Genomic DNA, 24,637 nt, shown 5'->3' on the forward strand with positions numbered 1-24,637 from the left:
AACGGACCGCGCACCGCGACGAAGGGACCGCCGATGACCGACCACTCCTACGAGGTGTCCGTGCGCTGGACCGGCGACCGGGGGACCGGCACGAGCGGGTACCGCGACTACGGCCGAGACCACGTGGTCACCGCTCTGGGCAAGCCCGACGTCCTCGGCAGTGCCGACCCGACCTTCCGTGGTGACCGAGACCGGTGGAACCCGGAGGAGATGCTCCTGGCGGCACTGAGCCAGTGCCACATGCTCAGCTACCTGTACGTCGCCTCGACCCTCGGCATCACGGTGGTCGGCTACCAGGACCGAGCCACGGCGAGCCTCGACGTGCACCGCGACGGTTCCGGCGAGTTGACGGGGACGGTCCTGCGCCCCGTCGTCACGATCCGCGAGGACGACCGCGTCGAGGATGCCCGCGCGGCGCACGCCGAGGCGAACCGCCTCTGCTTCATCGCCCGCTCCGTCGCGTTCCCGGTCCATCACGAGGCCGAGATCCTGGTACTCGGAGCCGACGCATCAGTGGGTGCGGCAGGATGAGACGCGTGAAGCGTCTCCGTCTGCTCCCCCTCGCCCTCGTGCCCGCCGTGATCCTCGGCCTCGCGGCCTGCTCCGGCTCCGGCTCGTCGGACCCCTCGGCATCAGCCACCTCCGCCCCGAGTTCGACCCCGACGCCGATCACCTCGTGCCCGAAGCCCGGCAAGGCCTCGGGCTCCGTGGAGGCCACCGGAGCGGTCGGTGGCTCGGCGGCACCGAAGGTCACGTTCGACAAGGGCCTGACGGCTGATCCGCCGCAGGCCACCCGGGTCGTGAAGGGCACAGGCGCTTCCCTCGCCGAGGGTGACTTCGTGCAGGTCGCTTACAGCGCCTACAACGCGAAGGACGCGAAGAACCTCGTCACGGTCGGGTTCGACCAGGGCAACCCGCAGGTCCTCTCCGTCGGTGGCACCGGCTTCGGCGCCATCCTGTCGTGTGCGAAGGTCGGTGACCGCGTCGCCGTGGTCGGTCAGGCGGCGGCACTCGGCTTCAACACGAGCGGCTCCATCGTCGTCGTCGCGGACGTCGTCGAGCAGACCCCGACCAAGTCGACCGGTACGCCGCAGGACCAGGACCCGAAACTGCCGACCGTCAAGGACGCCGCCGACGGCGAGCCGACGATCACGATCCCCGACACGGCCGCTCCGACGAAGACCACTGCCGAGGTCATCAAACAGGGCGACGGCGACACGATCAAGGACGGCGACACCGCGCTCGTCCAGTACAAGGGCGTGCTCTACAAGGGCGGTAAGGAGTTCGACTCCTCGTGGTCGAAGGGTTCCCCGACGACCTTCACGATCTCGAACAGCGGTCTGATCCCCGGCTTCGTGAAGGGTCTGGTCGGCCAGAAGATCGGCTCCCAGGTCCTGATCGTCGTGACCCCGGAAGACGGCTACGGTGCCAACCCGCGCGAGGGCTCCGGCATCCCGGCCAACGCCACGCTGGTGTTCGTGGTCGACCTGCTGGCGAAGGGCTGACGGCCCGACCAGGTCCGTCCTGGTCCCGAGAGACAAGGCGGGTGGTGCGTGTCGGCGCACCACCCGCTTTCGTCATGGACGTCGTGTCAGCGAGACACCTTCACCACGGTCACCGGGTTCTTCCACGCGATGCTCACGCCGGCGCTGTAGTTGTACGCGGCGCCGTTCGACGCCGCATAACTGGTTCGGCGATCACCCGCTGCCACTCGGACGATCTTCTTCCAGCTGCCCGTCCGGGTGCCGCTGCCGGCGAGGCCGTAGGGGAGCCCAGCCGACGTGGTCATGCACGCGCTCGTCGTCGTGCACCCCGGCGAGACCGGGGTCAAGGTGCGCGTCGTCGCTCGGAACGCCGCTACGACGTCGCCCGACTCGTTGTCGACCAGTGCCTGGACGGCGCCGCCGCCCGTCAAGATGCGGTTCAGCTCCGCGGGTGACCGGGTGCCCTCGAGTGTCGCAAGGCGTGCGTCGACCGCCGCGTAGGGGTCGCCTGACTCCTGGGCGGACGCGGGCGTCGGTCCGAACGTCGCCGCGGTGACGGCGACGAGCACGGCCGTGGAGGCGAGGAACTGCTTGGTCATGGGGTCTCCTTCGTCGGTGATGGAGATCACCACGCTAGTGGTATCTGATGTTCCAGGCGGAACGGTCGGCATCCGCCTGCTCCCGGTAGGTTTCCCCCATGAGCCCCAGAACCCCCCGCCGCCGCGTCGTCCTCCTCGGCAGCACCGGATCGATCGGGACCCAGGCGCTCGACGTCATCGAACGGAATCCCGAACGTTTCGAGGTCGTCGGCCTGACGGCGGGCAGCAACGCCGGTGCCCTCGCGGAGCAGGCCGCCCGGTTCGGGGTCCGCGAGACCGCCCTCGGGGCCGCCGACGCCGAGCGGTTGGTCCGGAGCGTCGAGGCGGACGTCGTCCTCAACGGCATCACCGGTTCGGTGGGACTCGGCCCGACCCTCGCGGTCCTCGAGACGGGCGCGACACTGGCGCTGGCCAACAAGGAGAGTCTGATCGTCGGCGGTCCGCTCGTGCAGGCAGCGGCCGCTCCGGGGCAGATCGTCCCCGTGGACAGCGAGCACTCCGCGATCGCGCAGGCGCTCCGGTCGGGCAGCGATGCCGAGGTGCGACGCCTGGTCCTGACCGCCAGCGGTGGCCCCTTCCGCGGGCGGACCCGCGCCGAGCTCGCCGACGTCACGCCGACGCAGGCGTTGGCACACCCGACGTGGGACATGGGCCTCGTGGTCACGACGAACTCCGCAACGCTCGTCAACAAGGGACTCGAGGTCATCGAGGCGCACCTGCTGTTCGGCGTGCCCTACGACCGCATCGACGTCACCGTGCACGCGCAGTCGATCGTGCACTCGATGGTCGAGTTCGTCGACGGTTCGACGATCGCGCAGGCGTCGCCGCCGGACATGCGCCTGCCGATCGCGCTCGGGATGGCGTGGCCGGACCGTGTGCCGCACGTCGGCGTCCCCCTCGACTGGACGACCGCGAGCACCTGGACCTTCGAACCGCTGGACACCCGGGCCTTCGGCGCCGTCGACCTCGCCAAGCGCGTCGGTGTCCTCGGCGCCACGTTCCCGGCGGTCTTCAACGCCGCCAACGAGCAGGCCGTCGCCGCGTTCCATGCGGGCGCGATCGGGTTCCTCGACATCGTCGACACGGTGGCACGGGTCGTCGACGAGCACACCGCGGGGGAGCGGTCGCTCGACGGCGTGCTCGCCGCGGAGCGGTGGGCACGGCGGACGGCGGACCGGATCCTGTCGCGCACGACGTGATCCGTGCCTCCCGGGCGGCACCGCTCTGGAGGCTCACATCACCACCCAGCCCGCGTACGGCTCCGTCATGGCCAGCGTCCCGTACTCTTTGCCGGTGACCGTCGGAACCGTCCTGCTCTTCGTCCTCGGCGTCGTCGTCTTCGTCATCGGTCTGCTGGTGTCGATCGGCCTCCACGAACTCGGCCACCTGGCCTTCGCGAAGCTCTTCAAGGTGAAGGTGACCCAGTACTCGCTCGGATTCGGCAAGACGATCTGGTCCTTCCGGCGCGGCGAGACCGAGTACGGCCTGCGGCCGATCCTGCTCGGCGGCTACATCTCGATGGTCGGGATGCTCAAGCCCCGTGCCTCCGGACGCGAGATCACGAACACCGGCATGTACTCGGCCTTCGTGCAGGACGCTCGGGCGGCCAGCGCCGAGCAGATCGCGGAGTCCGGCGGTGACGACTCCCGCGCGTTCTACCGGTTGACGCCGTGGAAGCGGATCATCGTGATGGTCGCCGGACCGGCGATGAACCTGGTGATCGGCGTCGTGCTGTTCGGCATCCTGCTCGTCGGGTTCGGTGCCCCGACCACGACGTTCACGTCGAGTGTCGACTGCGTCCTGCCGACCAGTGCGCGCACGACGTGCACGGACGGTGACGCCGTGTCGCCTGCGAAGCAGGCCGGCCTCCGCTCCGGCGACGTCGTCCTGTCCGTCGGCGGCGTGCCGAACCCCACCATCACCCAGGTCTCTGACACCTTCCAGCGGTCCGCCGGCAAGGCCGTCCCGGTCGTCGTCGAACGCGACGGCACCGAGCGCACGCTGCGGGTCACGCCGGTGCTGGCCACCCGCGACGTCTACGACGCAGACGGGACGGTCGCGGAGAACAGCGACGGCACGACGAAGACCCAGCGCGTCGGCGTGGTGGGAGTGAGCATCGGGCAGACCCTGGTCCGGCAGTCCCCGGCGGCGGTCCTGCCCGCGACGGGCGCACAGATCGGCGCATCCGCACACCTCATCATCGACCTGCCGCAGCGCCTGGTCGCGGTGTGGAACGCGGCCTTCGGTTCGCAGGCCCGGTCGCAGGACAGCCCGGTGTCGGTCGTCGGTGTCGGTCGGGCGATCGGGACGGTCTCGTCGATGAGCGGCGTCCCCGTGGTCGACAAGGTCTACACGATCCTCGGCCTGCTGGCGTCGTTGAACATCGGCCTGTTCGTGCTCAACATGGTGCCGCTCCTGCCGCTCGACGGCGGCCACATCGCGGGTGCGCTCTGGGAGGCCGTGAAACGCCGGACCTTCCGCCTGTTCGGCAAGGCCGACCCTGGTCCGATCGACCTGGCGAAGACGATGCCGCTGACGATGGTCGTCGTCGTGCTGCTGGCCGGCATGAGCGCGCTCCTCATCTACGCCGACATCGTCCGACCGGTCGACCTCTTCGGGTAGCGGCGACCTCCTCGCGCAGCGGCGACCTCCTCGCGCAGCGTCGACCGCTCCGGGGAGCCGGGAACGACGAGGCCGCCGGCGCCCACTACGCTCACCCCATGAGTGCAGAGCCGACGGCCCCGCAGCGGCCGATCGCCGACCAGACCCGCGCCGTCGAGCGGCAGGGCATCGACGTCATCACCGAGTCGGAGCGGAAGGGCCGTCCGCGCGGGCTGTTCTGGCCGTGGTTCGCCGCCAACATCTCCGTGCTCGGCCTGGCGTACGGGTCGTTCGTCCTGGACTTCGGGATCTCGCTGGCGCAGGCGACCGTGGTCTCGGTGATCGGCGTCGTCTTCTCGTTCCTGCTGTGCGGCGTGGTCGCGATCGCCGGCAAGCGGGGCTCCGCCCCGACGATGGTCCTCAGTCGTGCCGCGTTCGGCGTGCACGGCAACCGGTTGCCGTCCTTCCTCAGCTGGGTCCTCACCGTCGGGTGGGAGACCGCGCTGGCCGCCCTCGCCGTGCTCGCGACCTCGACGGTGTTCCAGGCGCTCGGCTGGGACGACGGGGTGCTGACGAAGCTCGTCGCCCTGGTCGTCGTCGCGGCGCTCGTGGTCGGGGCCGGCATCGCGGGCTTCGACGTGATCATGCGGATGCAGACCTGGATCACCGTCGTCACCGGCGTGCTGACGATCGTCTACGTGGTGCTCGCGCTCCCCTCGATCGACTTCGGCACGCTGGCCGCCCTGCCGGCGGGGAGCGCGCAGAACGTCATCGGTGCCCTGGTCCTCGTCATGACGGGCTTCGGTCTCGGCTGGGTGAACGCGGCGGCGGACTACTCGCGCTACCTGCCGCGATCGTCCTCCACCGGCGGGGTCGTCGGGTGGACGACCTTCGGCGGTGCCCTGGCGCCCGCAGTCCTCGTCGTCATCGGGGTGATGCTCGCCGGGTCCTCGGAGGAACTGCACGCAGCGATCTCGGCGGACCCGATCGGTGCCCTGGTGACGGTGATGCCGACCTGGTTCCTCGTACCGTTCGCGGTGGTCGCGATCCTCGGGCTCGTGGGCGGAGCCGTCCTCGACATCTACTCCTCGGGGCTCGCGCTCCTCAGCGCGGGGGTCAGGATCCCGCGACCGGTGGCCGCCGGTGTCGACGGCGTGCTCATGGTCGCCGGGGCGGTCTTCGTGGTGTTCTTCGCGACGGACTTCATCGGTCCGTTCCAGGCGTTCCTCATCACCCTCGGCGTCCCGATCGCCGCATGGTGCGGGGTGTTCGTCGCGGACGTCCTGCTCCGTCGACGCGCCTACGCCGAGGGCGAGCTCGACACCCCGCGGGGTCGCTACGGCAGCGTCCGGTGGTCCGCCATCGCGCTGGTGGTCATCGGTTCGGTGCTCGGGTGGGGGCTCGTGACGAACTCGACGCCGGGGGCGGAACTCGTGCACTGGCAGGGCTTCCTGCTGGGACCGTTCGGTCTCGGCGGGGTGACCGGGCCCTGGGCGTACGCCAACCTCGGGGTCCTCGTGGCGCTCGTCGTCGGGTTCCTCGGCACGCTGCTGTCCGGCGGCCGCGCCGTCCGTCGGCAGGAGGCGCTGCCGGTCACCGAGCCGGTGTCGCGCGTGCCGGATGCCGAGCTCCGCCCGTGACCGCAGCGGACGTGGCGGTGGACACGGCGAACGCCTGGCTCGTCGTCATCGACATGCAGCGGGTCTTCACCGGCGACAGCCCGTGGGCGGCACCGCGGTTCGCCGAGGCCTCGGCCGCGATCGAGCGGCTCCTGCCGCGCTTCGCGGGTCGCACCGTCGTCACCCGGTTCGTCGCGCCCGCGGAGCCGACAGGCGCCTGGGTGCCGTACTACCGCGACTGGCCGTTCGCGCTCGTCCCGGACGACGACGAGCTGTACGCACTCACCGAGCCGTTCGCCGCGCTGGCGGCGACGGGGACGCCGGGCGGGGTCACGACGTCGTCCGTCCCCGTCGTCACCGAGCCGACCTTCGGGAAGTGGGGGACGAGCCTCCAGGCCGTCACCGACACCGATACCGACACCGACACCGACACCGACACCGGAGCCGGGCCGGAGCGACGCCACCTGGTGCTCACCGGGGTCTCCACGGACTGCTGCGTCCTCTCGACCGCCCTGGCGGCCGCGGATGCGGGCGTCCGGGTCACCGTGGTGGCCGACGCGTGTGCCGGCGCGAGCGACGTCGACCACGCCCGGGCACTCGACGCGATGCGGCTGTACGCCCCGCTCGTCACCGTCGTCGACACGCTCTGACGCTGACCCGGGCAGCGCACACGGCCGCTGCCGCCGACCCAGCCTGAGTCCCGGCGGACCGCGCTGTCCAGACGAGCGCGTAGAGTTCGGGACGTGCCCGCAGTGAACCTCGGAATGCCGAAGGCCCCCGAAACCCTGGCCCCTCGTCGCAAGTCCCGGCAGATCCGGGTCGGCAAGGTCCTGGTCGGTGGCGACGCCCCCGTGTCGGTGCAGTCGATGACCACGACGCCGACCACGAACATCAACGCGACCCTGCAGCAGATCGCCGAGCTGACCGCGTCGGGCTGCGACATCGTCCGTGTCGCCGTGCCGAGCCAGGACGACGCCGACGCGCTGCCGATCATCGCCAAGAAGTCCCAGATCCCGGTGATCGCGGACATCCACTTCCAGCCGAAGTACGTCTTCCAGGCCATCGACGCCGGCTGCGCCGCGGTTCGCGTGAACCCGGGCAACATCCGGAAGTTCGACGACCAGGTCGGCGCCATCGCGGCCGCCGCGAAGGCCGCGGGCGTGTCCCTGCGCATCGGCGTGAACGCCGGTTCGCTGGAGCCCAGCCTGATGCAGAAGTACGGCAAGGCCACGCCCGAGGCGCTCGTCGAGTCGGCCGTGTGGGAAGCGTCCTTGTTCGAGGAGCACGACTTCCACGACTTCAAGATCTCGGTCAAGCACAACGACCCCGTCATCATGGTCAAGGCGTACCGCCAGCTCGCCGAGCGCGGCGACTGGCCGCTGCACCTCGGCGTGACCGAGGCGGGCCCGGAGTTCCAGGGCACGATCAAGAGCGCGACCGCGTTCGGCATCCTGCTCGGCGAGGGCATCGGCGACACCATCCGTGTGTCCCTCTCGGCTCCGCCCGCCCAGGAGGTGAAGGTCGGCCTGCAGATCCTGCAGTCGCTGAACCTCCGCGAGCGCAAGCTCGAGATCGTCTCCTGCCCGAGCTGCGGCCGCGCGCAGGTCGACGTCTACCAGCTGGCGAACGACGTCACCTCGGGTCTCGAGGGCATGACCGTGCCGCTGCGTGTCGCCGTCATGGGCTGCGTCGTGAACGGCCCGGGCGAGGCTCGTGAGGCCGACCTCGGCGTCGCCTCGGGCAACGGCAAGGGCCAGATCTTCGTGAAGGGCCAGGTCATCAAGACGGTGCCCGAGGCCGAGATCGTCCAGACCCTCATCGAGGAGGCGAACCGTCTCGCCGACGAGATGGGTCCCGCCGCCGGCACCGGCAAGCCGCTGGTCGTCACTCCCTAGCAGCCGCGCGGTCGCGGTTCGCGGCCGACTGCCGGACGGGAGGCCCGTGGCGACACCGCCACGGGCCTCCCGTCCGTTCCGCCACAGGTCCGGCGCCGCGGCCCCGCCGTCCACAGGCGGGTCGCGTCGTGACCGCGCGCCGCTAGGCTGACGGAGTGGTCACACGGCTCTCTCATCTCTTCCTCCGCACGCTCCGCGACGACCCCTCCGACGCGGAGGTGACGAGTCACAAGCTGCTCGTCCGCGCCGGCTACGTCCGCCGCCAGTCGCCGGGCATCTTCGCCTGGCTGCCGCTCGGACTCCGCGTCCGCGCGAAGATCGAGGGCATCATCCGCGACGAGATGGTCGCGGCCGGTGCGCAGGAGGTCCTGCTGCCCGCGCTCCTGCCGCGCGAGCCCTACGAGGCCACGAACCGCTGGACCGAGTACGGCGACGGCATGTTCCGCCTGCAGGACCGCAAGGGCTCCGACTACCTGCTCGCGCCCACCCACGAAGAGATGTTCGCGCTCCTCGTGAAGGACCTGTACTCGTCCTACAAGGACCTCCCCGTCACGCTCTTCCAGATCCAGGACAAGTACCGCGACGAAGCGCGTCCGCGCGCCGGGCTGCTGCGCGGCCGTGAGTTCACGATGAAGGACGCCTACTCGTTCGACGTCTCCGACGCTGGTCTCGAGCGCAGCTACCAGGTGATGCGCGACGCCTACGAGCGGATCTTCGCGCGCCTGGGCCTCGAGTACGTCATCGTCAAGGCCGACGCCGGCGCCATGGGCGGCTCGAAGTCCGAGGAGTTCCTGCACTCGATCGCGGTCGGCGAGGACACCTTCGTGCGGAGTGCCGGCGGCTACGCGGCCAACGTCGAGGCGTACGTCACCCCGGTGCCCGACGCGAAGCCGGTCGACGGCCTGCCGGAGCCCGTGCTGCTGCCGGCGTCGGACACGCCGACGATCGAGTCGCTCGTGGCGCACGCCAACGCGGTCGCCCCGCGCGACGGCGCCCCGTGGACGGCGGCGGACACGCTGAAGAACGTCGTCCTGGCACTGACGCACCTCGACGGCACCCGAGAGATCGTGGTGGTCGGCCTGCCCGGCGACCGCGACGTCGACCTCAAGCGCGCCGAGGTCGCCTTCGCTCCGGCCGAGGTCGAAGCCGCGGGCGACGACGACTTCCGCAAGCACCGTGGCCTGGTCAAGGGCTACATCGGCCCGCAGGTCCTCGGCGCCGACAGCGCGACCGGTCTGCGCTACTTCGTGGACCCGCGCGTGGTGGACGGCACCTCGTGGGTCACCGGTGCCAACGAGCGTGGCGTCCACGTCTCCGGCCTGGTGGCCGGGAGGGACTTCGTCGCCGACGGCGTCGCCGAGGTGTCCGACGTCCGTGCCGGTGACCCCGCGCCCGACGGCTCCGGTCCGCTCGAGACCGCTCGGGGCATGGAGATCGGTCACGTGTTCCAGCTCGGCCGGAAGTACGCCGAGGCGCTCGGACTGAAGGTGCAGGACGAGAACGGCAAGCTCGCGACCGTGACGATGGGCTCGTACGGCATCGGCGTGACCCGCATCCTGGCGATCCTGGCCGAGGCGCACAACGACGAGAAGGGCCTGGCCTGGCCGAAGCACGTCGCCCCGTTCGACGTGCACGTGGTGGCCACCGGGCGGGACGCCACCGCGTACGACCTGGCGGAGTCGATCGTCGCGCAACTCGAGGGCGAGCGCTTCGACGTGGTCTACGACGACCGGCCGAAGGTGTCGCCGGGCGTCAAGCTCCGGGACGCGGAACTGCTCGGCATGCCGGTCGTCGTCGTCGCGGGTCGCGGCGCTGCCGACGGCGTCGTCGAGCTCTGGAACCGGGCGACCGGTGAGCGTCGTGACCTGCCGGTCGCGGAACTGCTCGAGGCGGTCCGAGCGATCTGACACACCGGCGTCCGAAGCGAGGCCCGTGGCGGATCCGCCACGGGCCTCCGCCATTCCTGCGGTACGATCGACGACGGCTTCCGCGCGGTTCCATCCGCGGGAGTGACTCATCTGAATACGGAGGCACCTCGGTGAAGATCGACCTCGCAGTCCTGCGACTCATGGAGCGTGAGCGGGAGATCCCGTTCGACGAGCTCGTCCAGATCATCGAATCTGCCATCCTGACCGCTTACCAGAAGCACCGTGCTGAGAACGACGAACCCGTCGACGCCCAGGCCCGGGTCGAGCTGGACCGCAAGTCCGGCGAAGTGTCCGTGTTCGTGCCCGAGCGCGACGAGGACGACAACGTCATCGGCGAGTCCGTCGATCAGCCGAGCGACTTCGGCCGGATCGCGGCGTTCGCCGCCAAGCAGGTGATCAACCAGCGTCTGCGCGACATCGGCGACGACAAGATCCTCGGCGAGTTCCGCGGCAAGGAAGGCGACATCGTCGCCGGCATCGTGCAGCAGGGACCGAACCCGAAGATGGTGATGGTCGACCTCGGCACCGTCGAGGCGATCCTGCCGCCCGAAGAGCAGGTACCGGGGGAGACCTACGCGCACGGCACCCGCCTGCGCGTCTACGTGACGAGCGTGGGTCGTGGCCACAAGGGGCCGCAGATCACCGTGTCGCGGACGCACCCGGGCCTGGTCCGGAAGCTGTTCGCCCTCGAGGTCCCGGAGATCGCCTCCGGTGTCGTCGAGATCACCTCGCTGGCGCGTGAAGCCGGGCATCGCACCAAGATGGCGGTCAAGGCGAACGAGCCCGGCGTGAACGCCAAGGGTGCCTGCATCGGCGAACTCGGCGCCCGCGTGCGTGCGGTGACGAACGAGCTCGGCGCCGAGAAGATCGACATCGTGGACTGGTCCTCTGACCTCTCCACCTTCGTCGCCAGTGCCCTGTCGCCCGCGAAGGTCACGAGCGCGTTCGTGCTCGACGCCTCGACGAAGGCCGTCCGCGCACTCGTGCCGGACTACCAGCTGTCGCTCGCGATCGGCAAGGAGGGGCAGAACGCCCGCCTCGCCGCGAAGCTGACCGGCGCCCGGATCGACATCCAGCCGGACTCGATCCTCGACGGTGACGACTGAGCAGCACCCCCATCGGAGCGGTCCGGTTCGCTCGTGGCGAGAGGCCTCGGGCGCGCCGGATCGCGGTCGTCGGAGTCAAGGAGTAGAGTGGACGCCGTCAGAACGTGCATCGGCAGTCGTCGTCGTGCAACCCGATCCTCCCTCCTCCGTGTCGTCGCTCGCAGCGATGGCTCCGTGGTAGCGGATCCGAAGGCAGTCATGCCGGGCCGGGGTGCATGGCTCACACCGACCGTCGAAGCGTACGAACTGGCCGTCAAGCGCAGGACATTCCGCCGTGCGCTCCGGCTGGAGCGTGATCCCGACACGTCCGCGGTGCGCGAGTACCTCGCTGGGCTGGGGCCCGATGGCCCGAACAGCACAGCTCCCGAGCGCCAGGACATGACAGAACAGGCTGAACGGCTTATGGACAACTGATGAGCGGCTCGAAATGAGACCCGTCAACCATTGAGTCCTGCCCCTTGACGGGGTGGGACCCGTGAAGGAGAACAGTGGCGAAACCACGCGTACACGAGATCGCAAGCGAGCTCGGCGTCGACAGCAAGACCGCAATGGAGAAGCTCAAGGAACTCGGCGAATTCGTCAAGGGCCCGAGCTCGAGCATCGAACCCCCCGTCGCACGGAAGCTCCGTGCAGCACTGCAGGCGGAGGGCGCGTCCGCGTCGTCCGCTCCGACGACCCCCGCCGCCAAGGCTCCCGCGGCACCGCGTTCCGGTGCCCCGAAGCCCGGCGGCCCCAAGCCCGGCCCGAAGCGCCCCACCCCGGCACCCGAGCCCGTCGTCGAGGAAGCACCCGCGGCCCAGGCAGTCGACGGCGCGCCGACTCCCGCCGCCCCGAAGTCCGTCGCGCAGCGGCAGGCCGAGGCAGAGGCGGCACGCAAGGCCGCGGCCGAGCAGAAGGCCGCTGAGCAGCAGGCAGCTGCGCAGCAGACCGACGGCGACCAGCAGGACTCCGGTCCCAGCGACGCCGTGAAGCCCGGCGGCACCAAGCCGTCCGGTTCCGGTTCCGCCCCGAAGCCCGGTGGGCCGAAGCCCGGAGCCCGTCCCGGCAACAACCCCTACGCGTCGAGCCAGGGCATGGGCGCACGTCCGCCGCGCCCCGGCAACAACCCCTTCGCCTCCAACCAGGGCATGGGCCAGCGTCCGGCCGCCGGTGCCGGCAACGGCATCCCGCGTCCTCAGCCGCCGCGTCCCGGTGCTCCCCGTCCGGGTGCTCCGCGCCCCGGTGGTCCCGGCCAGAACAACCGTCCGAACGGCTTCGGGCAGCGCCCGGGCCAGGGTGGCGGCGGCCGTGGTGGCCCCGGTGGTGGCTTCAGCCGACCCGGTGGTGCCGGTGCCGGCGCAGGTGGCGGCTTCGCCCGTCCCGCGTTCACCGGCCCGCGCCCCGCAGGTGGTGGCGGCCGTGGTCGTGGCCCCGGTGGTGGTACCGCTGGTGCGTTCGGTCGTGGTGGCGGCAAGAGCCGTGCCCGCAAGTCGAAGCGGACGAAGCGCGCCGAGTACGAGATGCGGCAGGCACCGTCCCTCGGCGGCGTGCAGGTCCCGCGTGGTGACGGCAACACGGTCATCCGACTCCGTCGCGGTGCGAGCATCTCGGACTTCGCGGACAAGATCGACGCGAGCCCCGGCAACCTGGTGACGGTGCTGTTCCACCTCGGTGAGATGGCGACCGCGACCGAGTCCCTGGACGAGGCGACCTTCGAGGTCCTCGGCGAGGAGCTGGGCTACAAGATCCAGGTCGTCTCGCCCGAGGACGAGGACAAGGAGCTCCTCGAGGGCTTCGACATCGACATCGACGCCGAGTACGCCGACGAGGACGACTCCGTCCTGCAGCAGCGTCCCCCGGTCGTCACCGTCATGGGTCACGTCGACCACGGTAAGACCCGACTGCTCGACGCGATCCGGAACTCCAAGGTCGTCGAGGGCGAAGCCGGCGGCATCACGCAGCACATCGGTGCGTACCAGATCGTCACCGAGCACGAGGGCATCGAACGCCCGATCACCTTCATCGACACCCCGGGTCACGAGGCCTTCACGGCCATGCGTGCTCGTGGTGCACAGGTGACGGACATCGCGATCCTGGTGGTCGCGGCGGACGACGGCATCATGCCGCAGACGATCGAGGCGCTGAACCACGCCCAGTCGGCCGGTGTGCCGATCGTGGTCGCGGTGAACAAGATCGACAAGGACGGGGCGAACCCGGCCAAGGTCCGTCAGCAGCTCACCGAGTACAACCTGGTGGCCGAGGAGTACGGCGGCGACGTCATGTTCGTCGACGTGTCCGCCCGTCAGAACATCGGCATCCAGGACCTCCTGGACGCGGTGCTGCTGACCGCGGACGCCGGTCTCGACCTGCGTGCGAACCCCGACAAGGACGCCCGAGGCGTCGCGATCGAAGCACGGCTCGACAAGGGCCGTGGTGCAGTCGCCACCGTCCTCATCCAGTCCGGCACGCTGCACGTCGGTGACGCGATCGTCGCCGGCACGGCGTACGGCCGTGTCCGTGCGATGGCCGACGAGAACGGCAACCTGGTCGAGGCCGCGACGCCCGCCCGTCCGGTCCAGGTGCAGGGTCTGTCGTCGGTGCCCCGCGCCGGTGACACGTTCCTCGTCACCGAGGACGACCGCACCGCCCGTCAGATCGCCGAGAAGCGTGAAGCCGCGCAGCGCAACGCCCAGCTGGCCAAGGCCCGCAAGCGCATCTCGCTCGAGGACTTCACCCGCGCACTCGAAGAGGGCAAGGTCGACTCGCTCAACCTCATCATCAAGGGTGACGTCTCCGGTGCCGTCGAGGCACTCGAGCAGTCGCTCCTCGACATCGAGGTGGACGACAGCGTCCAGCTGCGCATCCTGCACCGCGGTGTGGGTGCGATCACGGAGTCGGACATCGACCTCGCCACGATCGACAACGCGATCGTCGTCGGCTTCAACGTCCGTCCGGACGTCAAGGCCCGCGAGCGTGCTGCCCGTGAAGGCATCGACGTCCGCTTCTACTCGGTCATCTACAACGCACTCGAGGACATCGAGAACTCGCTCAAGGGCATGCTGAAGCCCGAGTACGAAGAGGTCCAGTCGGGTGTGGCGGAGATCCGCGAGGTGTTCCGTTCCTCCAAGTTCGGCAACATCGCCGGTGTCATCGTCCGGTCCGGCACGATCACGCGCAACGCCAAGGCGCGCGTCATCCGTGACGGCGTCGTGATCGCAGACGGACTCGCCATCGAGTCCCTGCGCCGCTTCAAGGACGACGTCACCGAGGTCCGCACGGACTTCGAAGCCGGTATCGGTCTGGGCAAGTTCAACGACATCCAGAACGGCGACGAGATCGAGACCACCGAGCTCGTCGAGAAGCCGCGCGACTGATCGCACTGAGTACCCTGGGCCCCGCCTCTCCCGAACCGGAGAGGCGGGGCCTCACCCCGTTCCGCAAGGAGGAACCCATGGCTGACCCGCAGCGTGCCCGCAAGATGGCGGACCGCATCAAGGAAGTCGTCGCCCGTCGACTCGACAAGGGCCTGCGCGACCCGCGGCTCGGCTTCGTCACGATCACCGACGTCCGAGTGACGGGGGACCTGCAGCACGCGTCGATCTTCTACACCGTGTACGGCTCCGACGAGGAGCGGGCGGACTCCGCCGCGGCGCTGAAGGCCGCGACCGGCATGCTCCGGACCGAGGTCGGCAAGAACATCACGGCGCGGCTCACCCCGTCGCTGGAGTTCATCGCCGACGCCCTGCCGGACACGTCGGCGCACCTCGAGGACCTGCTCGCGCAGGCCCAGATGCGTGACCTGCAGGTCCAGCAGGCGGCGGTCGGTGCGACCTACGCCGGCGATGCGGACCCGTACAAGCACGACGAGGACGAGGACGAGGACGAGGACGAGGACGAGGACGAGGACGTGGACGGCACAGCGCCGTCCGGGCCCGACGCTCGCGTCTGACACCCGATCGACCACGAGAGCGCCCGCCACCACCCCGGTGGCGGGCGCTCTGGCGTGTCAGGCGCTCGGAGTGGCAGGCGCTCTGGCCTGGCAGGTGCTCTGGCGTGGCAGGCTCTCTCGTGTGGCAGGTGCTCGCGTTTGTGCGAGGCCGGAGGCGCCGGGGGATCAGCCGCGCGGCAGCCGGTAGCCCTCGAGGTCGTCGCCCTCGGCGAGTCCGTCATGCAGCAAGGACGCGAGCGCCCGGTCCCGCTGACCGGCATCCGGCCACACCATCGCGATCTCCGTCGGCGTGACGGGGACGTCGCTCGCCCGCAGTTCGGCCATGATCATCCCGCGGACCTGTCGGTCGCTCCCGGCGAACCGGGACTGCTTCGGCGCGCGCGGTCCGTCGTGCTCCGGGTACCCGGCCGCTCGCCAGGCGCAGCGGTCCGCGATCGGGCAGGCGTCGCAGGCGGGGGACCGCGCGACGCACACGAGGGCTCCGAGCTCCATCACCGCGGCGTTCGTCGCCGCGGCGTCGTCGCGGTCGGCGGGCAGGGTCGCCTCCATCAGCGGCAGGTCCTGCTTGGCCTTCGCCGGCCCGGGTTCGCCCTGGCCGAGGACGGCACGTGCCAGGACACGCCGGACGTTGACGTCGACGACGGGGTGCCGGTCGCCGTACGCGAACACCGCGACCGCACGGGCGGTGTAGTCCCCGATCCCGGGGAGGGCCAGGAGATCGTCGACGTCCCGGGGGACGACGTTGCCGTGCCGCTCGGCGATGACCGTCGCGGCCGCGTGCAGGGCGAGGGCCCGTCTCGGGTAGCCGAGCCGGTCCCAGGCACGCACCGCGTCCGCCGGGGGCGACGCCGCGAGGTCCGCGGGGGTCGGCCACCGGGTGAGCCATGCCTCCAGTCGGGGGACGACCCGCGCGACCTGCGTCTGCTGGAGCATGATCTCGCTGACCAGGGTGCCCCAGGCAGGGAAGCCGACACGACGCCAGGGCAGGTCACGGGCCTCCCGGCGGTACCAGGCCAACAAGGGGGACGAGATCGCCGCAGCCCGGTGGATCGTCGCGTCGTCCACGGACGGACTGGAGGCTCTGCCCACGTTCACCACGACAGCCTACGGTGGTGGCATGGCACGCTGGGCACCGCAGGAGATCGACACCATGGCCGCGATCGCGAGCGAGGTGATCGCGCAGGTCGGGACGAACCGGACGGTCATCGCCGTCGACGGGCAGGACGGGACCGACCTCGAGCACGTCGCGGCGGCGCTCGTCGCCGGCTTCGAGCAGCGCGGCGTCCAGGCCATGGCTGCGGCTGCCCCGTCCACCCACGCGGACACGCTGCGGGACGATCTGGTGACCCCGTTCCGCACGACCGGGGCGGGGGAGGGCGTGCTCGTCGTCCACGGCCAGGGGCTCCTCGCTCCGAGCACCCGCACCCTGTGGCGGTGGTCCCTGTGGGTGGAGCAGGAGACCGGTCGGCTCGAGCGGCGGGCCGACGTGAAGATCGCCGCCTCCGCGGTGCTCGACGTCACGGATCCGGAGCACCCCCGGCGCGAGTGGAACGACGCCTGCTGATCGGCGCTGCGCGACCGTCCCGCTGCTAGTCTCGTCCGGTGCTCGTGATCCCTCCAGACGGCATCCTCCTCGTCGACAAGCCGCAGGGCATCTCGAGCCACCGCGTGGTCTCGATCGCCCGACGACGCCTGGACCTCAAGAAGATCGGTCATGCCGGGACCCTGGACCCGATGGCGACCGGGCTCCTGATCCTCGGCGTCGGCCCGTCGACACGCCTCCTGACGCACCTCGTCGGCCTCGGCAAGACCTACACGGCCACCATCCGACTCGGTGTCGGCACCGATTCGGACGACGCCGACGGTGACCCGATCACGGCCCACGGTGCCCCCGCGGGCACGGTGAGCGACGACGCGATCGAAGCCGCTGTGGCGGCGCTCCGCGGTCCGATCGACCAGGTGCCGTCGACGGTCAGCGCGATCAAGGTCGACGGCCGACGTGCCTACGACCTGGCGCGCAAGGGTGAGGCGGTCACGCTGAAGGCCCGACGTGTGACCGTCGACCGGTTCGACGTGCGGGGCCGAGCCGACCGTGTCGTCTCCGTGGACGGGGCCGACGTCGCCGTGATCGACCTCGACGTCGTCGTCTCGTGCTCGTCCGGTACCTACATCCGTGCGCTCGCGCGTGACGTCGGCGCCGCCCTCGGCACCGGCGCCCACCTCACCGCACTCCGTCGGACCGTCGTCGGCCCGTTCGCGGTCGAGGACGCCGTCGACCTCGAAGACGACGCCGTCGACGTCCGCGCCGCCCTCGCCCGACCGACCGACGTCGCCCGTCGCCTGTTCCCGGTCGTGCAGCTCGACGGTGCCCAGGCGAAGGACCTCGGGGACGGCAAGCGGATCACTGCGGACCACCCCGACACCGACGGCCCGGTCGCGGCGATCGCCACAGGTGCCGACCGGCTCGTCGGCCTCGTCGCCGTCCGGCGTGGACAGCTCCGGGTCATCACGAACTTCCCGACCGCGACAGGAGCGAACACGTGATCGAGTGGTTCATGTGGGTGCAGTTCGGCATCGCGTGCGTCATCGGGCTGGCCGCGGTCGTGCTCGGCCTGATCGGACGGAAGCCGAACGACTACACCGTCGGCGGGCTCGCGCTCGTCGAACTGCTGCTCCTCGCGCAGCTGGTGGTCTCGCTCGTCGCCCCGGCGGTCGGGAACCCGCCGCAGGGCAACATGCTCGAGTTCTGGGTCTACGCGGTGTCGGTGGTCCTGGTCCCGCCGGCGACGATCGTCTGGGCGCTCGTCGACCGGACGCGCTGGAGCACCGTCGTGCTCGGCGCCGGGGCCTTCACCGCAGCGGTCATGGTGTACCGGATGTACCAGATCTGGTTCGCGCTGAACTGACGCCGGCCCTCCTGTCCGGACGTCCCCGGTGACGTCGTCCGCGGTCCGCTCCCCGTGCTCGCGACGCTGCGACGGTCGGTAGGATCGGTGCAATGGTGATCAAGTCCCCCGCAGGAACCGACCGCCCGGCCCGGGGCCGTCGCACGTCGACCCTGGCGAGCGGTGTCGGACGGGTCCTGATCGCCGTCTACGGCATCCTCGCCCTGGCCGCGACGGGCCGGAGCGTCGTGCAGATCGCGGAGAAGTTCTCCTTCGCGCCGTTCTCGTACACGCTCAGCGCCATCGCCGCAGTCGTGTACATCGTCGCCATGGTCGCCCTCATCGTGCCGGGCCGCGCCTGGTACCGGGTCGCCTGCGTGACGATCGTCTTCGAGATGACCGGCGTGCTCGTGATCGGCACGCTCTCGCTGCTCGACCGGCAGCTGTTCCCGGACGACACGATCTGGTCGTACTACGGCCTCGGCTACGCCTTCGCCCCGCTCGTGCTGCCGATCGCCGGACTCTGGTGGCTCCGCAAGCACCACCGGGCCACCGCGTCCGTGGCGTCGGCAGAGTGAGGACGGAGGACCTGCGCATGCACTTCTACGACGACGTCGCCGACGTCCCCGACGACTTCGGTCCGAGCGCGGTCACCATCGGCAAGTTCGACGGTGTCCACGTCGGCCACCGCGCCGTCATCGCCCACCTCGAGGACGCCGCACGGGCCCGCGGTCTCGTCTCGACGGTGGTCACGTTCGACCAGCACCCCCTCAACGTCATCGACCCTCTGCGTGTGCCGCCGGCGCTGACCAGCACGGCCCAGCGGCGCGAACTCCTCGACGCGGTCGGTGTCGACACGACGCTGCTGCTGCGGTTCGACTCAGCGCTCCAGGCGAAGCCGGCCGAGGCGTTCGTGTCCGAGATCCTCGTCGACACCCTGCACGCGAAGCTCGTCTTCGTCGGCAGCGACTTCCGGTTCGGTGCCCGCGGTGCCGGGGACGTCACCCTGCTCCGACAGCTCGGCGAACGGCACGGCTTCCAGGTCGAGCTCATCGACGACGTGGACCTGGCCGACGACGTCCGGTCGGTGGGGGAGCGCCGCGTGTCGTCGACCTGGATCCGCGAACTCCTGTCCGTCGGTCGGGTCGCCGAGGCCGCTCGTCTGCTCGGTCGTGAGCACGCCGTCCGGAGCGTCGTCGTGCACGGCAACCAGCGCGGCCGGGCGATGGGGTACCCGACGGCGAACCTCGCGCCGGCCTGCGAGGGCTTCGTGCCCGCTGACGGCGTGTACGCCGCCCGGGTGCTGCACGACGGTGTGACGTACCCGGCCGCGGTGTCGGTCGGCAACAACCCGACGTTCGAGGGAGTCCCGGCGAAGCAGATCGAGGCGCACCTGCTCGACGTCGACCTCGACCTGTACGACGAGACGATCTCGGTGTTGTTCGTCGCCTACGTCCGGGGCATGGTCGCCTTCCGCGGCATGGACGAACTCGCCGCCCAGATGCGACAGGACGATCTGGACATCCGACTGCTCCTCGGGATGCCCGTCTCCGCCTGACCCTCAGCGCCTGGTCGGCTCCGTCTGATCCACTCGAGCGCAACGCGAACGCCCCGCGACCGATCTGGTCGCGGGGCGTTCGTGGGTGCAGCTCGTGCTCAGCCGCCGAGCGCGTCGAGCCAGATCTTGCGGGCGTCGAGCGCTTCCTGCGCGTCCTTGATCTTGCGGGCGTCGCCGGTCGCCTGCGCGTCGGCGAGCTCCGACTGCAGTTTGGCGATCGCGTCCTCGAGCTGGCTGGCCAGACCCGTCTGACGGGCCTTGCGCTCCGGGTCGGACTGCTTCCAGTGGCTGTCCTCGAGGCTGCGCACGTGGTCCTCGACCGCACGGATGCGGTCCTCGACGCGACGGACGTCGGCGCGGGGGACCCGTCCGATCTCGTCCCAGCGGCGCTGCACGTCGGTGAGGGCCTTGCGCGCGGCGATCCGGTCCTTGATCTGCAGGATCGGCTCGGCCTCGGTCAGGAGTGCCAGCTTCGCCTCGAGGTTGGCCGAGTACTCCTCGTTCTCGGCCGTGTTCTCGGCGTGGCGCTGTTCGAAGAGGACGTCTCCGGCCGCCTTGAAACGGGCCCAGAGCGTGTCGTCGTGGCGTTTGCCGGCGCGGCCGGCGTTCTTCCACTCGTCGAGCAGCTCCCGGTAGGCCGGGATGGCGTCGGAACCGCGGGGAGCGAGCGCCTCGGCCTGCTGGACCAGCTCCTGCTTGCGTGCCCGGGCGTCGCGGTGCTGCGAGTCGAGCTCCGAGTAGAAGGCCCGACGGTGCTGGTCGACCGTGGAGCGGGCGGTGCGGAACCGCTTCCAGAGGTCGTTCGCGTCGTTCTTCGGGATCCGGGGCCCGTCGTGTTGGTGCTGCTGCCACCGGGCGAACACGTCGTCGAGCTGCGCGGTCACCTGCTTCCACTGCGCACGGGCGGGGTCCACCGCGGCGAGTGCCTCGGCCTCTTCCACCAGGGCGGTGCGGTGAGCCAGCGCCTCGGTCAGGGCGGCCTGCGCCTGGGCGGCCTGCTCCTTGGTGAGCGAGCCCACCTGGTCGGTCAGGGCGCCGATGCGGTCCTCGAGCGACTTGATGTCGCCGACGACGCGGGCTTCGGCCACCAGGCTGCGCAGGTGCTCGACGGTCCGGGCGACGTCGTTGGCGGACGCGCCGCCCTTGACGCGCTGCTCCGCGATCTTCACCTGGCCTTCGAGGTCCGCGTACTTGCGGGCGAAGTAGGCCAGCGCCTCTTCCGCGGAGGCGTCGGGGTACTCACCCACGACCCGCTCCGAGTCCTCGTACCGGACGTAGACCGTCCCGTTCTCGTCAACCCGGCCCCAGGTCGTTGCTTCGTCAGATGCCACAGGTCTCGCCTCGATCGTGGTCGTGCATCACCGACGTCACCGTCGGCACGGTCAGGTCGTCAGCCTATTGCACCGCCGCGCCGTACGACGGGCGTGTGCGCTTTCGCTGTGGACTACTTCTGCTCCGCGATGGTCGCGCCGGTGATCTCGGTGGCGACCTCGGGCTCACCGGACCCGTCGGAACCCGCGTCGGCGATGCCCTTCGACGTCACCTTCGACACGAGGTCCGACAGCCCGCTGGTCACCTTGCCGACCACCGTGTAGCCGCCCGTCGACGGGTCGAGCGTGGTGTCGTCCGTCACGATGAAGAACTGCGTCGTCTGGGACGCGGGCGTCGCGCCGCGGGCGATGGCGATCGTGCCCTTCGCGTAGGTGCCGTCGCTCGGCACGTTCTCGAGCGGTCCGTACTGGAACCCGGCGTCGCCCGTGCCGTCGCCGTTCGCCGATCCGCACTGCAGGAAGTGGAAGCCGGTGCTGTCGGCCAGGCGGTGGCACTTCGTGCCCTCGTAGAACTGCTTGCGGATGAGGTCGATCTCGACGCTCGCGGCCTGCGGGGCCTTCGCCCCGTCGAGTTCGATGCCCAGGCGGATGTCCTTGTTCAGCGTGAGCGTGCCGGTCCACGTCGTGCCCTGTGCGATGCGCTTGCTCGGCACGTCGCCGGTGTTGCCGGCGGTCGCGCTGGCCGAAGGCGTCGGGGTGGCCGTGGAGGTCGCGCTGGCCGGAGCGGAGGCGCGGTCGTCATCCTGCGTCGACGCGTGCACCAGCTGTGACCCGGTGGCGAGGGCGGCGACGAGGACGAGGGCACCGGCCCCGATGACGTTGTCACGGACACGACGTCGACGCTGACGCTCGTGGAGGCCCTGTCTGGCCTGGTAGAGACGGAGACGCTCGCGGGCTTCACGGCTCTGGTTCTTCGGTGCCACGGTGCTCTTCTGACCTCTCGTCGCGGTGTCCGACGAGCGTACCGGTTCGCCCGTCACCGGCCCGTCGGTGCTGGCGCTTACGATCGACGCATGGCAACTGACCGGTCGGGGATGAACGCGCCCACGACGGGTGGCCGGACCGGGTTGGCCCAGGGTTCGGTACCGCTGGCCGTCCGCATGCGTCCGACCAGTCTCGACGAGGTGGCCGGTCAGCAGCACCTCCTCGGACGCGGGTCACCGCTCGTGCAGCTGGCGACCGGCTCACGGGAGAGCCCAGGCGGCGTCTCGGTGATCCTGTGGGGACCGCCCGGCACCGGCAAGACGACCCTGGCGCAGGCGATCGCCCGGCAGTCCGGCCGCGAGTTCGTGGAGCTGTCCGCGGTGACCGCCGGTGTCAAGGACGTGCGGGAGGTCATGGAGAAGGCCCTGACGCACCGGGACCTCTACGGGGCGACGACGGTCCTGTTCCTCGACGAGATCCACCGGTTCAGCAAGGCGCAGCAGGACGCCCTGCTGCCCGGGGTCGAGAACGGCTGGGTGATCCTCATCGCCGCGACCACCGAGAACCCGTCCTTCTCGGTCATCTCGCCGCTGCTCTCGCGCTCGCTGCTCCTCACGCTCAAGCCGCTGACCGACGCCGACCTCGGCATGCTGGTCGACCGCGCGGTCGAGGACGCCAGGGGCCTGCGTGGTGCGGTGGTCCTCGGCGACGAAGCGCGGGCTGCGATCGTCCGTCTGGCCTCCGGTGACGCCCGCCGGGCCCTCACCGCGCTCGAGGCAGCGGCGGCGTCCGCCGTGGCGGCCCAGGACGACGACGAGCGTGCGGCCGGCACCGCTCCGGTCGTCGACGCCGACACGGTCGCCGCGGCGGTGGACCGCGCACTCCTCCGGTACGACCGACAGGGCGACGAGCACTACGACGTGATCAGCGCCTTCATCAAGTCGGTGCGGGGGAGTGACGTCGACGCGGCGCTGCACTACCTGGCGCGGATGATCGAGGCCGGTGAGGACCCTCGGTTCATCGCCCGACGGATCATCATCTCGGCGTCCGAGGACATCGGCATGGCGGACCCGCAGGCGTTGCCGATCGCCGTCGCCGCCGCGCAGGCCGTGCAGTTGATCGGCATGCCCGAGGGTCGGATCCCGCTCGCCGAGGCCGTCGTCTACCTGGCGACCGCGCCGAAGTCGAACGCGGCGTACAACGGCGTCAACCAGGCCGTCGCCGACGTCAAGGCCGGCCGGATGGGCGTCGTGCCGAACCACCTCCGCGACGCGCACTACGCCGGCGCGAAGCGGCTCGGGCACGGCAAGGGGTACATCTACTCGCACGACGCCGAGCACGGGGTCGCGACGCAGCAGTACCTGCCCGACGCGCTGGACGGCACGGAGTACTACACCCCGACCGGCAACGGCTTCGAGCGCGAGATCGGCCCGCGGCTCGACCGACTCCGCGGGATCATCCGCGGCGACTGACCCCCGGGCGCGACGCGCGGGCGCCGTGAGGGCCACATCGGGACCGGATGCTGCTATCGTTGACGGGCCTACGTCCTGGTCCTCGCGTGCGGCTGCGTCGAGGACACAGTGTCGGACACGTCCTGAACGGACCTGACCGGCACGGGGGCAGAGGTTCGGGCTGTAGCCGCCCGATCCCACAGGCTCATCCCTCTGGATCCCGTCACGGGGTCCGTCGGCGCGTGCGCGCTCCGAGACCCGTGACACCTTCAGTTCAGTACAGAGAAAAGGACCCTGTGTCTACCAAGTCACGCACCCGCAGCAAGACCCGCCTGTCTCGCGCGCTCGGCATCCCGCTGACGCCGAAGGCGGCCCGTTACCTCGAGAAGCGCCCCTACGGCCCCGGTGAGCACGGTCGTACCCGCCGTCGTCAGGACAGCGACTACGCGGTGCGCCTCCGTGAGAAGCAGCGTCTGCGCGCCCAGTACGGCATCCGCGAGAAGCAGCTCCGCATCGTCTTCGAAGAGTCCCGCAAGGCGGCCGGTCTGACCGGTGAGAACCTCGTCGAGACCCTCGAGACGCGTCTGGACGCCCTCGTGCTCCGCGCCGGCTTCGCCCGCACGACCTCGCAGGCCCGCCAGCTGATCGTGCACCGCCACATCCTGGTCGACGGCAAGCTCGTCGACCGCCCCTCCTTCCGCGTCAAGGAGGGCCAGCTGATCCACGTCAAGCAGCGCTCCGAGTCGCTCGAGCCCTTCCAGGTCGCCGCTGCCGGTGGCCACCAGGAAGTCCTCCCGAAGGTCCCGGGCTACCTCGAGGTCGAGATCGACAAGCTCCAGGCCCGCCTGGTCCGTCGCCCGAAGCGCGCCGAGGTCCCCGTGACCTGCGAAGTGCAGCTCGTCGTCGAGTACTACGCAGCCCGCTGATCCCAGCGCCTGTGTGAACGGCGGGTCGTCCTCCTCGGAGGGCGGCCCGCCGTTCTTCGTGCCCGCGCTACGCTTGTCGGACGCACGCCCCGGCGTGCCCGAGAGGGAGGCATCGTGAAGCAGCTGTTCTTCGTCGCCGTCGGCGTGGTGATCGGTTTCGTCGCCGCGCAGCGCGTCAGCCGGACGCCGTCCGCCGCACACCTCCTCGCCCAGGTCGACGCCCGCGCGAAGGCCTTCACGGGCGCGGTGGCGGAGGGGTACCGCTTACGCGGAGCCGAGCTGCGCCCGACCGCCCACACGGACTGACGCAGCCCCGTTCCGGACGCTGGGTCCGCCTGCCGCACCGTCCCACCTGACTCGCTCCGAGCCTCCCGTCCCCGCCACATGCCCTACAGGAAGCAC

The 24,637-nt window shown here is 70.6% G+C and carries 24 protein-coding genes; 20 read left to right on the top strand and 4 right to left on the bottom strand.

What is annotated here, in order from left to right; translation table 11 throughout:
- Positions 1-33 precede the first annotated feature (33 nt).
- Positions 34-531, top strand: coding sequence for an OsmC family protein (locus DEI89_RS00935; RefSeq protein WP_110902476.1), 498 nt, complete (start codon positions 34-36; stop codon positions 529-531).
- Positions 532-536: 5 nt separating this feature from the next.
- Complete coding sequence (locus DEI89_RS00940; RefSeq protein WP_181421445.1) at positions 537-1,505, top strand: FKBP-type peptidyl-prolyl cis-trans isomerase; 969 nt, start codon at positions 537-539, stop codon at positions 1,503-1,505.
- An 86-nt stretch (positions 1,506-1,591) separates the two neighbouring features.
- Here the strand turns inward: DEI89_RS00940 and DEI89_RS00945 are convergent, their stop codons facing one another.
- Positions 1,592-2,083 (bottom strand): hypothetical protein, encoded by a 492-nt coding sequence (locus DEI89_RS00945; RefSeq protein WP_146236655.1) that lies wholly within the window; start codon positions 2,081-2,083, stop codon positions 1,592-1,594.
- A gap of 98 nt (positions 2,084-2,181) precedes the next feature.
- Here DEI89_RS00945 and dxr point away from each other — a divergent pair, with 98 nt between their 5' ends.
- From dxr to rbfA, 10 genes are all read left to right on the top strand, one after another.
- Positions 2,182-3,282: a 1-deoxy-D-xylulose-5-phosphate reductoisomerase gene (gene dxr, locus DEI89_RS00950; RefSeq protein WP_110902159.1), complete on the top strand. Its 1,101-nt coding sequence runs from the start codon at positions 2,182-2,184 to the stop codon at positions 3,280-3,282.
- A gap of 94 nt (positions 3,283-3,376) precedes the next feature.
- Positions 3,377-4,705 carry an RIP metalloprotease gene (locus tag DEI89_RS00955; RefSeq protein WP_258366403.1) on the top strand — a complete coding sequence of 443 codons (1,329 nt, stop codon included), beginning with the start codon at positions 3,377-3,379 and terminating at the stop codon, positions 4,703-4,705.
- A gap of 98 nt (positions 4,706-4,803) precedes the next feature.
- Positions 4,804-6,324 (top strand): cytosine permease, encoded by a 1,521-nt coding sequence (locus tag DEI89_RS00960; protein ID WP_110902161.1) that lies wholly within the window; start codon positions 4,804-4,806, stop codon positions 6,322-6,324.
- Between the two features lie 53 nt (positions 6,325-6,377).
- Positions 6,378-6,953: a cysteine hydrolase family protein gene (locus DEI89_RS00965; RefSeq protein ID WP_110902477.1), complete on the top strand. Its 576-nt coding sequence runs from the start codon at positions 6,378-6,380 to the stop codon at positions 6,951-6,953.
- A 114-nt stretch (positions 6,954-7,067) separates the two neighbouring features.
- Complete coding sequence (gene ispG / locus DEI89_RS00970; RefSeq protein WP_110902162.1) at positions 7,068-8,198, top strand: flavodoxin-dependent (E)-4-hydroxy-3-methylbut-2-enyl-diphosphate synthase; 1,131 nt, start codon at positions 7,068-7,070, stop codon at positions 8,196-8,198.
- A 155-nt stretch (positions 8,199-8,353) separates the two neighbouring features.
- On the top strand, positions 8,354-10,105 hold the full coding sequence (locus DEI89_RS00975; protein ID WP_110902163.1) for a proline--tRNA ligase: 1,752 nt from the start codon (positions 8,354-8,356) through the stop codon (positions 10,103-10,105).
- 131 nt (positions 10,106-10,236) lie between these two features.
- Positions 10,237-11,232: a transcription termination factor NusA gene (gene nusA / locus DEI89_RS00980; protein ID WP_110902164.1), complete on the top strand. Its 996-nt coding sequence runs from the start codon at positions 10,237-10,239 to the stop codon at positions 11,230-11,232.
- Between the two features lie 87 nt (positions 11,233-11,319).
- Positions 11,320-11,646: a YlxR family protein gene (locus DEI89_RS00985; RefSeq protein ID WP_110902165.1), complete on the top strand. Its 327-nt coding sequence runs from the start codon at positions 11,320-11,322 to the stop codon at positions 11,644-11,646.
- Between the two features lie 74 nt (positions 11,647-11,720).
- Positions 11,721-14,585, top strand: a complete 2,865-nt coding sequence (infB, locus tag DEI89_RS00990; protein WP_110902166.1) for a translation initiation factor IF-2 — start codon at positions 11,721-11,723, stop codon at positions 14,583-14,585.
- 77 nt (positions 14,586-14,662) lie between these two features.
- Positions 14,663-15,160, top strand: a complete 498-nt coding sequence (gene rbfA / locus DEI89_RS00995; RefSeq protein ID WP_110902167.1) for a 30S ribosome-binding factor RbfA — start codon at positions 14,663-14,665, stop codon at positions 15,158-15,160.
- 165 nt (positions 15,161-15,325) lie between these two features.
- Here the strand turns inward: rbfA and DEI89_RS01000 are convergent, their stop codons facing one another.
- On the bottom strand, positions 15,326-16,225 hold the full coding sequence (locus DEI89_RS01000) for an A/G-specific adenine glycosylase (protein ID WP_375537758.1): 900 nt from the start codon (positions 16,223-16,225) through the stop codon (positions 15,326-15,328).
- Positions 16,226-16,277: 52 nt separating this feature from the next.
- Here DEI89_RS01000 and DEI89_RS01005 point away from each other — a divergent pair, with 52 nt between their 5' ends.
- From DEI89_RS01005 to DEI89_RS01025, 5 genes are all read left to right on the top strand, one after another.
- Positions 16,278-16,724, top strand: a complete 447-nt coding sequence (locus tag DEI89_RS01005; RefSeq protein WP_110902168.1) for a hypothetical protein — start codon at positions 16,278-16,280, stop codon at positions 16,722-16,724.
- A 38-nt stretch (positions 16,725-16,762) separates the two neighbouring features.
- A complete protein-coding gene (gene truB, locus DEI89_RS01010; protein ID WP_110902169.1) occupies positions 16,763-17,704 on the top strand; it encodes a tRNA pseudouridine(55) synthase TruB in 942 nt (313 codons plus the stop codon).
- On the top strand, positions 17,701-18,066 hold the full coding sequence (locus DEI89_RS01015) for a hypothetical protein (RefSeq protein ID WP_110902170.1): 366 nt from the start codon (positions 17,701-17,703) through the stop codon (positions 18,064-18,066). The genes truB and DEI89_RS01015 overlap by 4 nt, the downstream gene beginning before the upstream one ends.
- A 92-nt stretch (positions 18,067-18,158) precedes the next feature.
- Positions 18,159-18,623, top strand: a complete 465-nt coding sequence (locus DEI89_RS01020; protein ID WP_110902171.1) for a hypothetical protein — start codon at positions 18,159-18,161, stop codon at positions 18,621-18,623.
- 17 nt (positions 18,624-18,640) lie between these two features.
- On the top strand, positions 18,641-19,603 hold the full coding sequence (locus tag DEI89_RS01025) for a bifunctional riboflavin kinase/FAD synthetase (protein ID WP_110902172.1): 963 nt from the start codon (positions 18,641-18,643) through the stop codon (positions 19,601-19,603).
- Positions 19,604-19,701: 98 nt separating this feature from the next.
- On the opposite strand, the gene DEI89_RS01030 is transcribed toward DEI89_RS01025, so the two are convergent.
- Positions 19,702-20,934 carry a DUF349 domain-containing protein gene (locus tag DEI89_RS01030; protein ID WP_110902173.1) on the bottom strand — a complete coding sequence of 411 codons (1,233 nt, stop codon included), beginning with the start codon at positions 20,932-20,934 and terminating at the stop codon, positions 19,702-19,704.
- Between the two features lie 113 nt (positions 20,935-21,047).
- Positions 21,048-21,857 (bottom strand): peptidylprolyl isomerase, encoded by an 810-nt coding sequence (locus DEI89_RS01035; protein ID WP_110902479.1) that lies wholly within the window; start codon positions 21,855-21,857, stop codon positions 21,048-21,050.
- Between the two features lie 90 nt (positions 21,858-21,947).
- On the opposite strand from DEI89_RS01035, the gene DEI89_RS01040 reads away from it, so the two are divergent.
- The 3 genes from DEI89_RS01040 to DEI89_RS01050 all read left to right on the top strand — a co-directional run bounded on the left by DEI89_RS01040 (position 21,948) and on the right by DEI89_RS01050 (position 24,541).
- The gene (locus DEI89_RS01040) at positions 21,948-23,330 is read left to right on the top strand and encodes a replication-associated recombination protein A (RefSeq protein ID WP_375537605.1); all 1,383 of its coding nucleotides are present in this window, start codon (positions 21,948-21,950) and stop codon (positions 23,328-23,330) included.
- Between the two features lie 275 nt (positions 23,331-23,605).
- Entirely contained in the window at positions 23,606-24,235 is a 630-nt protein-coding gene (rpsD, locus tag DEI89_RS01045; protein WP_110902175.1) for a 30S ribosomal protein S4, read from the top strand.
- Between the two features lie 114 nt (positions 24,236-24,349).
- A complete protein-coding gene (locus tag DEI89_RS01050) occupies positions 24,350-24,541 on the top strand; it encodes a hypothetical protein (RefSeq protein WP_110902176.1) in 192 nt (63 codons plus the stop codon).
- Positions 24,542-24,637 lie beyond the last annotated feature (96 nt).

Source organism: Curtobacterium sp. MCBD17_030, from assembly GCF_003224255.1.
Classification (GTDB): domain Bacteria; phylum Actinomycetota; class Actinomycetes; order Actinomycetales; family Microbacteriaceae; genus Curtobacterium.

Coding starts and splice junctions, on each gene's coding strand:
- DEI89_RS00935 (WP_110902476.1), top strand. CDS start 34: ATGACCGACCACTCCTACGAGGTGTCCGTGCGCTGGACCGGCGACCGG.
- DEI89_RS00945 (WP_146236655.1), bottom strand. CDS start 2,083: ATGACCAAGCAGTTCCTCGCCTCCACGGCCGTGCTCGTCGCCGTCACC.
- dxr (WP_110902159.1), top strand. CDS start 2,182: ATGAGCCCCAGAACCCCCCGCCGCCGCGTCGTCCTCCTCGGCAGCACC.
- DEI89_RS00960 (WP_110902161.1), top strand. CDS start 4,804: ATGAGTGCAGAGCCGACGGCCCCGCAGCGGCCGATCGCCGACCAGACC.
- DEI89_RS00965 (WP_110902477.1), top strand. CDS start 6,378: ATGCAGCGGGTCTTCACCGGCGACAGCCCGTGGGCGGCACCGCGGTTC.
- ispG (WP_110902162.1), top strand. CDS start 7,068: ATGCCGAAGGCCCCCGAAACCCTGGCCCCTCGTCGCAAGTCCCGGCAG.
- rbfA (WP_110902167.1), top strand. CDS start 14,663: ATGGCTGACCCGCAGCGTGCCCGCAAGATGGCGGACCGCATCAAGGAA.
- DEI89_RS01005 (WP_110902168.1), top strand. CDS start 16,278: ATGGCACGCTGGGCACCGCAGGAGATCGACACCATGGCCGCGATCGCG.
- DEI89_RS01020 (WP_110902171.1), top strand. CDS start 18,159: ATGGTGATCAAGTCCCCCGCAGGAACCGACCGCCCGGCCCGGGGCCGT.
- DEI89_RS01025 (WP_110902172.1), top strand. CDS start 18,641: ATGCACTTCTACGACGACGTCGCCGACGTCCCCGACGACTTCGGTCCG.
- DEI89_RS01040 (WP_375537605.1), top strand. CDS start 21,948: ATGGCAACTGACCGGTCGGGGATGAACGCGCCCACGACGGGTGGCCGG.